This is a genomic window from Oerskovia rustica, assembly GCF_014836555.1.
In the GTDB taxonomy this organism is placed as follows: Bacteria; Actinomycetota; Actinomycetes; order Actinomycetales; family Cellulomonadaceae; genus Oerskovia; species Oerskovia rustica.
This window is the reverse complement of record NZ_JACSQQ010000053.1, coordinates 17,857-18,237: the sequence shown is the minus strand read 5'-3', so window position 1 is coordinate 18,237 and position 381 is coordinate 17,857. Positions and strand designations below refer to the sequence as shown.

Annotated in this window: 1 pseudogene; it reads left to right on the top strand. The window is 70.3% G+C overall.

The features are described 5' to 3' along the window. Positions 1–338: pseudogene (locus H9652_RS18680) on the top strand (ABC transporter substrate-binding protein); the annotation flags it as partial. Positions 339–381 lie beyond the last annotated feature (43 nt).

Sequence of the window (381 nt, the reverse complement as noted above, 5' to 3'; positions counted from 1 at the left end):
CGGTCGCGGCGGTCGAGGCGTTCGAGGACGCCGGCAAGCCCTACCCGGTCTTCATGGGCGAGGACGAGCTGAGCTTCATGCGCAAGTGGAAGGAGACGGACATGACCGCCCTGGGCGCCGTGTACTCCAACTTCCAGTGGCGCACCCCGATCCTCGCGGCCCAGAAGATCTGGAACGGCGAGCAGGTCCCGGCCGAGTGGGTCCTCCCGCAGTCGCCCATCACGGGCGAGGACCTGGACGCCTACCTCGACGCCAACAAGGACATGCCCTCGCTGCACTACGCCAAGTTCGGCGGCGAGGACCTGCCCGGCTACCCCGAGGCCTGGACGAACCGCTGACCCCCGCCCGGCCGGCCCCTCGCTCTCCTCGAGGGACCGGCCG